Here is a 10206-nt window from a genome sequence, read left to right as displayed (position 1 = left end):
CGCATTTGGCACCATCGAGCGAAGTTTGAAGCAGTTGAAGGTTTCCCCGTCCAGTCCATAGCGCCGCTGGAAATAGAAGGCGCGCCCACCGTCTTTCATGCGAATGACAATTGCAACGATGAGGATCAAGGGGGCCACAAACAGCAGCGCTGTGCCGGCGACAATAATGTCGAACAGGCGTTTGAACGGGGTGTGGTCTTGATCAAGTGCCTGGCTCATCCGAGCCGCTGCATAGGCGGTTGCTTCTGCCTGGCGTGACGAATTACTCAATCTCAAGCCCATTCTGGTCCCCTGTACTCTCTTGCGGTATTGCAAACCAAGCCGCGTCCACTCGACCCAATCGCCATTTTACTGCCGCATCTTGGATCAACGCTTATTGCGTTCGACCCAACCTTTGCAATCCTCATACCGTGATTTTAGCAAATAATTAACTCTTGGAATAACTTTTCACCTGTCGCGCGAAGTATTGTATAAATATTCATTCATATTCGGCTTTTTGCCAAATTTCGTGTATCGATACGAGACAGACCGCCTAAAATGCGGGCACTATTCGATTGCGCCCGCGAAGTTCAGTATCGAACGTCGCGGGCGCCAAGCAATCTGGGTGAAATGAGCTGATTCGCTAGGAAGCTAAAAGATGCGTTCGCCAATTCGAAGCGTGTCGCCAGGTTTGACGACTGTGTTCGTATCAAGTGCGAACGGTACTTCCTGATTGCCATTCGCGCTCTTGATGAAGACCACTTTCTTATTGGCGCGATACGTAAATCCTCCTGCAGCGGCTACAGCATTCAATACGGTAAGTCCGGAGTTGAACGGGTATTCTCCAGGCCGACCAACTTCGCCGAGGATGTAAAACGGGCGGTAGTTGATCACTTCGGCACTCACGCGGGGCTCGAGAAGAAACCCGCTGGAAAGATTGGCTGCGATAGTCGTCTCAAGGTCTTGGGTACTGAGGCCGACGGCTGTAACTTGCCCGATCAATGGGAGTGATATTGCACCTGTTCCGTCGACCACGAATTCTCCAGAGAGTTCAGGCTGACCGAACACGTTGATACGCAACTTGTCGCCCGTGCCCAAAGTATAAGCAATATTCGACTGGGTTTGGGCGGGAGTAGACGGATCCGCGACTTGCCGCGTCACCGGCCCGGCCGACTGGCAGGCCGAAACGAACACGAACATGGCGAGCGCCGACATGAGGACGATTGAACGAAATAGCGACATAGTAAATCTCCATGCGATGGCGACGAAACGCGGCCAAACTGTTTCAGTCTGACGCACTCACGTGGTCAGGAAGGTTATTTCCTCGCCGATAAATCGCGCCGCAGACAGCTTGCCGCTAAGAAACGCGCCAGTGTCGAGCCCAATGCGACGATTGTCGTGGAAAACGTCTTCGGCTGGGGTGTGTCCATGGACTATCAGATGCGAAAATTGCCTCGTGTCGTCAAGGAACTCATCTCGGATCCAGAGCATGTCGCGCGTGCTTTGTTCTGCGATCGATGTGTCGGGTCTCAGCCCCGCGTGGACGAACAGGTAATCGCCGGCGGAATGGTAAGGCTTCAGCGAACGATAAAATTCCAGATGCTCTTGCGGCAAGCGCTCGCGGAAGGCTCCCCACAGCTTGGTCCAGGCTGAACGGGCTGCTGCCATGGCTTCATGCGAACCCAGGCTGCCTCGCGTGTTGGGTGGCTGAAAGCCATAAGAATATAACGTTTCACCACCGCCGTAGCGCACCCATTGGCTGCCGAATGACTCGTCATCAAGGAATTTCAAGAGTGCCTCTTCGTGGTTGCCCATCAGGAACACGGTCTCGAATTTGTCTAGACGGTCGCTCAGGAAGAATTCAATCACGTCGCGCGACTGCAGACCACGGTCAATATAATCACCCAGGAAGACAATAGTGACGCGCGTGTCTGCGGGCAGGCTGGCTGCATCTGCTTCTATTTCGACGATTAGGCGCTCGAGCAAATCGTGTCGTCCGTGAATGTCGCCAATCGCATAGATGCACTCGCCATCGGGGGCGGCCGTGACTCGGGTGACTTCGCTTCGTTCAGGCGTGGCAACAACGGCTGCGTCATCTTTCGGTTGCCCGACTCGGGCGCGAATGCGTGCGCGTAGAGACGTTGCTGAACGGGTCATTCGCCCGAACTGATCGAGGAAAGACCTTTGCAAGAGTTGTGGCAATCTGGACATGGCGGCTTTCTGAATAGTCCCTCTGTATAGCGTTTTGTAGTAAAAACCAATTTCTTGCATAGCGAAATTATCGAGGCCCCGTAACGGATTGGATGATGAATCCAGCGGCCCAGCTCATGTGCATTGTGCCTGATGCCAGACCCGCCAGGAGGCCACAGGCAGACCTCTTGACCACGCCGATGAAGACAGAGGCTGCGGCAAGGATTGTGAGGTAGCCGGCAGGCAAGAGAATTGCGGGCGGATAGAAGGGGGCGGCGACCAGGCCGATGAGGCTGCCCAGCAAAGCGAATATGGGAAGCACCTGACGGACCTTCGGCCTCTGGCCGTGCTTGAATACGGTTCGCGCCCGGCCCTTCCCGTAATTGTAATATTGGCGTGCGAGTGCTGAGACAGAGCCGCGAGGGATGTAGATTTTGCGGATCGTGGCATCCAGGAAGATGCGGCCCCCAGCCTGGATGACTCGCTCGTCATATTCAGCGTCTTCATTATGGGAGAATGATTCATCGTATCCGCCAACAGAACGGAAGACCGATAGGTCAAATCCTGCGTGATGGCCGTGGTCGACATAGCCCGAACGCGTTCCGCCGCGGTGGGCTGACCCGCCCGAGCCGAGCGGCGTGTCGACGATCCAAGCGTTGGCTCTTTCGAAGCACGTCTCGCCCCGAGCGTCCATGGGGATCACGACCGAGGCGGCTTTCGTTCTCAGGAGGGCAGACGCGACTGACTTAATGAAGCCTGCCGGGAAAATGGAATGGGCATCGCACCTTACGAGGAATCTTGCACTTTCTCCGGCGCATTCAGCTACGGCGAGGTTGATCGCGGCAGATTGGAGCTTTTTACTATTGTGCACGAGGCGAAGATTGGGGAACTCCTGCATCATCGATGTGACGATCTCAATCGTGCCATCGGTGCTGCCGCCATCAACAACAACAAGTGGAACGCGGCGCAACCACTCATTGCCCGTCATGAGTGAGCGAATGCAGGACTCGATGTGCCGGGCTTCGTTGAATGCAGGGATAACCGCAAACACCCGGGCGGGGTCGAGAGCTTCGACAGCCTTGTCAAGAGTTTGGGCGTTGGCGTCCACTGCATTACCTGTGTGTTTGGTTCCTAACAGTCTCTAACAGCAAGTCTCGTTCCATTTTGCACCAAACAGGCGAGATTCGCTGCATCAATGGGGTAGGGGCCTGCCGCAGTTCGAGCCTTCTTGTCGACTGGAATGTTGCGGTCGGCGGCGTCGTCCTTTTTTGCTCACTCTCCCTTAGGTCAAGCTTGCCCAGCGCAAGGAAGCCCATAGTGTGGCGAGAACAACTTAAATTTATGGGAGAGAATCAATGATCGGTGTTGTAGCGAAGCTCAAGATCCAGGATGGCAAGCAGGCTGATTTCGAACAGGCCGGAAAAGACCTTATGGCCATGGTGAAGGCCAACGAACCAGGTTGCCTGACCTATCAGCTCTACAAGGAAAAGGGCTCTGATACCGATTACATCTTCATGGAGCAGTATGCGACGTCTGATGATCTGAAAGCGCATGGCCAAACCGAATATTTCAAGGCTGCTGGGCCGAAGCTCGGCGCCTGCCTCGCCGGCGCGCCGCAGGTGCAATATTTCGATATCGTCGAATAGGCGGGCGCTGAAAAATGGATTTGTCATTTACGGTTGAGGACGCCGCGTTCCAGCAAGAGGTGCGTGCATGGATCGCAAGCGCCTATTCGCCCGATCTCCGCGCCAAGATGGCCATGTCTAAAAATGGTTACCTCGACAAGGAGGGCCAGGTCGCCTGGCAACGCAAACTCCACGAGAAGGGGTGGGTTGCTCCGAACTGGCCGGTCGAGCAGGGCGGCCCGGGCCTGTCTCCGTCACAGCGATACATCCTGAATATGGAACTGTCGGCTGCCGGCACACCCACGGTCAGCCCGATGGGCCTGTCCATGGTGGCGCCCGTGATCATGGCATTTGGTTCTGAAGAACAGAAGAAGCGACACTTGCCGCCCATTCTGGCGTCGGACGTTTGGTGGTGCCAGGGCTATTCGGAGCCGGGCTCGGGTTCCGATCTCGCATCGCTCCAGATGAGTGCTGTGCGCGATGGTGACGACTACGTTCTGAATGGTTCCAAGATTTGGACGACGCACGCGCAATGGGCCGATTGGATATTCTGCCTCGTGCGTACGAAAAAGGGCGTAAAGGCTCAGGAGGGTATCAGCTTCATCATCTTCCCGATGACGCTGCCTGGCATTTCCGTCTCTGCACTGCCGACGCTCGACATGCCGGTCGAGGGTCAACAGGAAGTCAATCAGGTGTTCTTTGAAGACGTTCGCGTGCCCGTTGAGGGCTCGCTGGTCGGCAAAGAGAATGAAGGCTGGACCTACGCGAAGTACCTGCTCCAGTTCGAACGCGGAAATTCCTATGCGCCTGGTCTGCGCAACATGCTGAAGAAGGCAAAGAAGATTGCCAGCGCGGAACAGACTGACGGTGACGCGCTGATCCGGGACGCGGACTTCGCGCGCAAGGTTGCTGCACTTGAGATGAAGATCGACAGCATGGATGCGACGGAGCAGAGGATATTTTCCTCGCTGTCTGCTGGCCAGGCGGTTGGACCCGAAAGTTCGATGTTGAAATGCCAAGGATCAGAGACGCAGCAGGAAATCACGGAACTGCTCGTTGAAGCTGTTGGCGCCTATGGGGCGCCGTTCGTGCAAGACAGCCTCGCTATCGCACGGCAGGGGGCGAATGCCGACCTGCCAATGCCCGACTATGCGGTGCCGGTGACCCCGAGCTATTTCAACTATCGCAAAACGTCGATCTATGCCGGTTCCAACGAGATCCAGCGCAACATCATGGCGAAGATGGTGCTTGGCCTGTAACTGAAGATACCCAGAGAGGGTACAGCATGGCGACAGGATCTCAGGGCAAGCCCAGCATTTTGACGCGCCTCGCGTTTGGCGTCGGCGGTATCGCTGATGGCGTAAAGAACAACGGCTTCGATTACTTCCTGCTGTTCTTCTACAGTCAGGTGCTGGGAGTGCCGGCTGCACACGTCGCGACTGCGCTGTTCATCGCGCTTGTCGTCGACGCTGTCTCTGACCCGGTCGTGGGTTACTGGTCTGACAATTTCCGGTCCAGGCTCGGGCGACGGCACCCGTTCATGTATGCTGCGATGTTGCCGGTTGCGATCGCCTATTATTTCGCATGGAATCCGCCGGCGGGGCTGACGGGAAGCGAGCTCTTTCCGTGGCTTGTCGCGCTCACGATCTCCGTGCGGCTTCTATTCACCGTCTATGAAGTGCCTCAAAATGCTTTGGCGGCCGAACTGACCAGCGACTACGACGCGCGCACATCGCTGATGTCGTACCGTTACTTTTTTGGCTGGGTTGGCGGACTGAGCATTCAGATAGCGCTTCTGGCGCTGCTTTTGCGGCCGACCGAAGCAGATCCGTCAGGCTTTTTCAACTCGGACGGTTGGCATACTTACGGACTTTGGGCGTCTGTTGTGATCTTCCTTGCCGTGCTCGCCACCACCGCGGGTACGCATAGTCATATCCCGCATCTGAAATCTCCGCCGCCACAGCGCAAGTTGACCATCCGCAAGATTTTTGGAGAGATACTTGAAACGGTGTCCAATCCGTCGTTCAGGGCGCTATTCCTGGCAACCTTGTTCGGCTTGTTGGCATCAGGCATTTCTGCTTCGCTTAACCAGTACATCAACGGACTGTTCTGGGGCTTCACAACTGACCAGACCGCCCTCCTCACGGTAGCCGTCTACTTCTCGGCTGTAATAGCCCTGATCGTTGCACCAATCATCGGCAAGACTCTCGGAAAGAAACGCGGGGCGATCATCATTGGGGTTCTCGCCTTTACCATCGCGCCAGCGCCCGTCTTGGCACGAGTTCTGGGTCTGATGCCGCCGAATGGAACAGACCTGCTGTTCAATATTGTTATTTCCATCACGATCTTCGACCTGGCGCTGATTATCGCGACACAGATGCTGATGGGCTCCATGATCGCCGATATCGTGGAGGATAGTGAATTGGCGACGGGGCGCCGTTCAGAAGGTATTTTCTTCGCTGGCATCAGTTTCATACGAAAGCTCGCCCAGGGGTCTGGAGTCATGCTTGCGGCCGTCGTTCTTTCCGTGGCATCCATCACGCCGGGAATGCGACCGGGTATGGTGCCGGATTCGCAGCTCCAGTTGCTTGGCATTGGCTATGCGGCTTCGGTGCTGACAATCTGGATGCTCATGATCCTTTGCGTTTCATTCTACAAGATCAGCCGCGAGGGCCACGAGGCCAATTTGCGAGCGCTCGCTGAGCGTGCGGGCCAGAATGCCGCGGGGGCAGATTCTGACTGATTTGTCATGAACAGACGAATTGCCACCTGCGCGACGCCGCAATAGAGCCATAGTCATGATGCATACGATACACATGACAAAACACATCTCGAAGCTGCTGGCGGTCGTTGGTCTGGCAGTGTTGGCGCTCCTGATCGTGGCCGTCTTGCCGTTGTTCGCAGTGGCCCAGGAAGTGCCGCAGAGCCGCTCCGAGATGGAGCTCTCGTTCGCGCCGCTCGTTAAGCAGACCTCGCCTTCAGTCGTGAACGTTTACACACAGAAGCGTGTCACATCGCGGGTCTCTCCGATGGAGCAGTTCTTTTCCGGCGGTGTCGCACCGCGCGAGCGCGTGCAGAATTCCCTTGGCTCTGGCGTCATCGTGGGAGCCGATGGCGTGATCGTGACAAACAATCACGTTGTCGAAGGGGCTGAATCTTTCCGAGTCGTGCTTAGCGACCGCAGAGAGTTCCCAGCGGAGCTTGTCCTGGCTGATGAGCGTACCGATCTGGCTGTACTGAAGATCGACACAGAGGGTGCCCGGCTTCCGACACTGCCCTACGCTGATACACGTGGGTCAGAAGTCGGTGACCTTGTCCTCGCCATCGGTAATCCGTTCGGTATCGGTCAGACCGTCACCAGTGGCATCCTGTCGGCCACTGCGCGGACAGATGTGGGCATCTCGGACTACGCGTTCTTCCTTCAGACCGACGCGGCGGTGAACCCCGGCAATTCCGGCGGCGCGCTTATCAACACCAAGGGTGAGTTGGTTGGCGTGAACACCGCGATCTTTTCACGATCGGGTGGCTCGAACGGCATCGGCTTTGCCATTCCAGCAGAGATGGTCAAGCGAGTCGTGAACGCGGCAATCAATGAAGGCACGTTCGTACGCCCGTGGCTTGGCCTGGCGGGGCAAGCCGTCAGCTATGACATCGCCAAGGCGCAGGGGCTTTCTCGACCGATCGGTGTGATGGTAACGGAAGTCTACGAAGGTGGTCCAGCGGATCGTGCAGGCCTGCGGCGGGGAGACCTGATTACCGACATCGATGGACGCGAAGTGTTCGACGAGAAAGGGCTGAAGTTCCTGGCCGCGATCAAGAGCCCGGGCGAAACGAGCGAGCTGACCCTCCTCAGGGGCGGCAAATCTGAAACAAGGATTGTTAAACTGGCGCCACCGCCCGGAGCAACCGAGGCGGACGTCGTCCTGCTTGACGGCGAGACTGTATTTTCGGGTGCGCGCGTGGTGGAATTATCGCCACGGCTTGCCGAAGAGAACGGCCTTGATCCCTTCCAGAAAGGGTCGGGCATTTACATCCATTCCGTGCTGCGCCGGTCCGTTGCGCGCAATTATTTCCGGCCCGGCGATATTATCCGGTCGGTGAACGGTGTGTCGACGAAATCCGTAAAGGACCTGAAGGCAGCATTGAAACCGGAAACCCGCAGCTGGAACATCGAGCTTGAGCGCAACGGGCGCATGATCAAGGGCACAGTTAACCTCTAGTCCGCCCTATTTCGCGTGAACGATAACCGGGACATTCTCGTATCCGAGCACGAAGTTCGAGAGAACGCGGGTTGGCTCTCCGACGACTTCGATGTGTTCGAAGCGGGCGATAATTTCTTCCCACAGGATCCGAAGCTGCATTTCCGCGACACGGTTGCCCATGCAGCGGTGAATGCCAAAGCCGAATGACAGATGCCGACGGGCGTTCTCGCGGTCGATGAGGAACTGATCGGGGTCCCTGATCACCGTCTCGTCACGATTGCCCGACGCATACCACATCACGACCTTATCGCCCTTGTGCATTTGCTTGCCGCGGAATTCGAAGTCTTCCTTGACGGTCCGGCGCATGTGTCCGAGCGGCGTTTGCCAGCGGATTATTTCTGACACCATGTTGGGTATCAATCCGGGGTTGGCCTTCAATTTCGCGTATTGCTCAGGAAATTCGTTGAGCGCAACAACTCCGCCAGAAATGGAATTCCGGGTTGTGTCATTTCCACCCACGATGAGCAGCATCAGGTTGCCGAGAAGCTCCATGGGGTTGTTGATCATGTCCTTTGTCTCGGGGTCATGGGCAAACAGGGAGATAAAGTCGAATTTGCGCGGCTGGGCTGCGCGTTCCTTCCAGAGCCCGCTGAAGTAGGCGAGGCATTTGTGAAGTTCGGCTTCACGGTGCTTCATGTCTACTTCAATGCCGACAGTTTCCGACGTCGTCGTTACATCAGACCAATAGGGCAGGAGGTGGCGATCCTCGAACGGGAAATCGAACAGTGTCGCAAGCATCTGCGTCGTCAGTTCCTTGGAAACATGCTCGACCCAATCGATTTTTTCGCCGACCGGCAGTGCGTCGAGAATGTTGCACACGCGTTGGCGTATCAGCGCTTCAATATCGCTCAGTTGAGTTGGCGCGACAGCCGGCTGGACGGCTTTTCGCTGCACGTCATGAACCGGTGGATCGCTCGCGATGAACATGGGCGTGTCGAAGTCGGCCGGCGCATCGCCGATTACGATGTCTCGTTTCGATGAGAAGACTTGGTGATTGGAATCCACCGCCACGATGTCTTCATACCTGGTGATCGACCAAAACGGTCCGAACTGGCTTTCTTGGCAAAAATGGACGGGGTCTTCCTGACGCAGTCGACGAAAATACTCACCATGCTGGTTGTGCAGAAACAGTTCCGCGCGGGAGACGTCGAGCGTTTCCAGGGGCAGGTCCCAGGGATTGGGGATTTCAGGCCCCACGGTTTGGATCGTGTCAGCCAAGATTATCCTCCCTCATTGTTCTTATTGTTGTTGCATGCACGCTACGCCCGAATCTGCGGCCCGGAAAGGTGTCAGGCCGAACCGATTGTTGTGCGGTGCAGCAGGCGATCGAAGCCCTTGTAACCGCCTGTGGCCATGTGCAAGAGGCTGCGATTGTCCCACATCAGCAACATCCTTGGCTGCCACTTGTGGCGATATTGGAATTGCGGCTGCGTCTGCCAGCGAAAGATCTCGGTGAGCAGGTCCCAAGATTCTGCCTGCTCCATGCCTTCAATTCCGATGATGTAACCGGCGCATCCGAACAGCGCCTCGCGTCTGGTTTCGGGGTGCCTGGAGATGATGGGGTGGCGTTGCGTGGCCTCCGCGTCGTCCGAAGGACGGATGTCCATTGATCGTCCGGCAGCGCGATCAGCCGCACCGTAAAACCCTGTCGGCGCATAGGCGTTACGGGCTGAGTGGATTGCTTGCCTGCCTTCGATTCGTTGCCGCAAAGTGTCCGGCATGTGTTCGAGTGCAAGGTGCTGGTTCACAAAAAGCGTGTCGCCACCTTCAGGCGGGATCGTGATTCCGTAAAGGCACGTACCTGCCGGAGGTGCTTCCTGGAAGCTCCAGTCCGTGTGCCAGCTTTCGGCGAAAATCGGCGCAGTTTCGGCGGCGGCGCGCTTCACGGCAATGATGTGCTTGCGACCAGGAATGGGGGCGATGAAAGGATCATCGCCAAACGGTCCAAATAGCAGCGTAAATCTCTCGAGGTCATCGTCACTGATTGCCTGATCCGGAAATGCCAGAACGTGGTGTTGCAACCACGCGTCTCGAATTTCGGCCACAACGTTTGACGAAACTGCCATCGACAGGTTCAGGCCCGTAATCGACGCCCCGAAGGGTTGCCCTGACGGGCTGATCTCAAGCGACATGTTTTTTTCCTCCTAGTT

At 56.5% G+C, this 10206-nt stretch carries 10 protein-coding genes; 4 read left to right on the top strand and 6 right to left on the bottom strand.

Annotation, left to right across the window (positions count from 1 at the left end):
* The 4 genes from ACESNB_RS07300 to ACESNB_RS07285 all read right to left on the bottom strand — a co-directional run.
* Positions 1–282, bottom strand: a 282-nt coding sequence (locus tag ACESNB_RS07300) for a sugar transferase (RefSeq protein ID WP_373005812.1), incomplete at its 3' end; no start/stop codon positions are given.
* Positions 283–630: 348 nt separating this feature from the next.
* Positions 631–1221 carry a polysaccharide biosynthesis/export family protein gene (locus tag ACESNB_RS07295; RefSeq protein WP_373005810.1) on the bottom strand — a complete coding sequence of 197 codons (591 nt, stop codon included), beginning with the start codon at positions 1219–1221 and terminating at the stop codon, positions 631–633.
* A gap of 57 nt (positions 1222–1278) precedes the next feature.
* Positions 1279–2250 carry a metallophosphoesterase family protein gene (locus tag ACESNB_RS07290; protein ID WP_373005808.1) on the bottom strand — a complete coding sequence of 324 codons (972 nt, stop codon included), beginning with the start codon at positions 2248–2250 and terminating at the stop codon, positions 1279–1281.
* A gap of 7 nt (positions 2251–2257) precedes the next feature.
* A complete protein-coding gene (locus ACESNB_RS07285) occupies positions 2258–3277 on the bottom strand; it encodes a glycosyltransferase family 2 protein (protein ID WP_373005806.1) in 1020 nt (339 codons plus the stop codon).
* 247 nt (positions 3278–3524) lie between these two features.
* Here ACESNB_RS07285 and ACESNB_RS07280 point away from each other — a divergent pair, with 247 nt between their 5' ends.
* From ACESNB_RS07280 to ACESNB_RS07265, 4 genes are all read left to right on the top strand, one after another.
* The gene (locus tag ACESNB_RS07280) at positions 3525–3815 is read left to right on the top strand and encodes a putative quinol monooxygenase (protein WP_373005804.1); all 291 of its coding nucleotides are present in this window, start codon (positions 3525–3527) and stop codon (positions 3813–3815) included.
* A 14-nt stretch (positions 3816–3829) separates the two neighbouring features.
* The gene (locus ACESNB_RS07275; protein ID WP_373005802.1) at positions 3830–5053 is read left to right on the top strand and encodes an acyl-CoA dehydrogenase family protein; all 1224 of its coding nucleotides are present in this window, start codon (positions 3830–3832) and stop codon (positions 5051–5053) included.
* 26 nt (positions 5054–5079) lie between these two features.
* On the top strand, positions 5080–6537 hold the full coding sequence (locus ACESNB_RS07270) for an MFS transporter (RefSeq protein WP_373005800.1): 1458 nt from the start codon (positions 5080–5082) through the stop codon (positions 6535–6537).
* Between the two features lie 73 nt (positions 6538–6610).
* Positions 6611–8014 (top strand): Do family serine endopeptidase, encoded by a 1404-nt coding sequence (locus tag ACESNB_RS07265; RefSeq protein WP_373005798.1) that lies wholly within the window; start codon positions 6611–6613, stop codon positions 8012–8014.
* 6 nt (positions 8015–8020) lie between these two features.
* On the opposite strand, the gene ACESNB_RS07260 is transcribed toward ACESNB_RS07265, so the two are convergent.
* Together ACESNB_RS07260 and ACESNB_RS07255 are read right to left on the bottom strand one after the other, a co-directional pair.
* Positions 8021–9274 carry a cytochrome P450 gene (locus ACESNB_RS07260; protein ID WP_373005796.1) on the bottom strand — a complete coding sequence of 418 codons (1254 nt, stop codon included), beginning with the start codon at positions 9272–9274 and terminating at the stop codon, positions 8021–8023.
* 71 nt (positions 9275–9345) lie between these two features.
* Positions 9346–10188, bottom strand: a complete 843-nt coding sequence (locus ACESNB_RS07255) for a TauD/TfdA dioxygenase family protein (protein WP_373005794.1) — start codon at positions 10186–10188, stop codon at positions 9346–9348.
* Positions 10189–10206 lie beyond the last annotated feature (18 nt).

This window comes from Hyphomonas sp., from assembly GCF_041689225.1.
GTDB lineage: Bacteria > Pseudomonadota > Alphaproteobacteria > Caulobacterales > Hyphomonadaceae > Hyphomonas.
Note: the sequence above shows the minus strand (reverse complement) of the source record. Positions and strands in the feature narration are given on the sequence as shown.

Bases quoted from the DNA above. Each gene is read 5' to 3' on its own strand.
- ACESNB_RS07295 (WP_373005810.1), bottom strand. From the start codon at position 1,221: ATGTCGCTATTTCGTTCAATCGTCCTCATGTCGGCGCTCGCCATGTTC.
- ACESNB_RS07290 (WP_373005808.1), bottom strand. From the start codon at position 2,250: ATGCAAGAAATTGGTTTTTACTACAAAACGCTATACAGAGGGACTATT.
- ACESNB_RS07280 (WP_373005804.1), top strand. From the start codon at position 3,525: ATGATCGGTGTTGTAGCGAAGCTCAAGATCCAGGATGGCAAGCAGGCT.
- ACESNB_RS07275 (WP_373005802.1), top strand. From the start codon at position 3,830: ATGGATTTGTCATTTACGGTTGAGGACGCCGCGTTCCAGCAAGAGGTG.
- ACESNB_RS07270 (WP_373005800.1), top strand. From the start codon at position 5,080: ATGGCGACAGGATCTCAGGGCAAGCCCAGCATTTTGACGCGCCTCGCG.
- ACESNB_RS07265 (WP_373005798.1), top strand. From the start codon at position 6,611: ATGACAAAACACATCTCGAAGCTGCTGGCGGTCGTTGGTCTGGCAGTG.
- ACESNB_RS07255 (WP_373005794.1), bottom strand. From the start codon at position 10,188: ATGTCGCTTGAGATCAGCCCGTCAGGGCAACCCTTCGGGGCGTCGATT.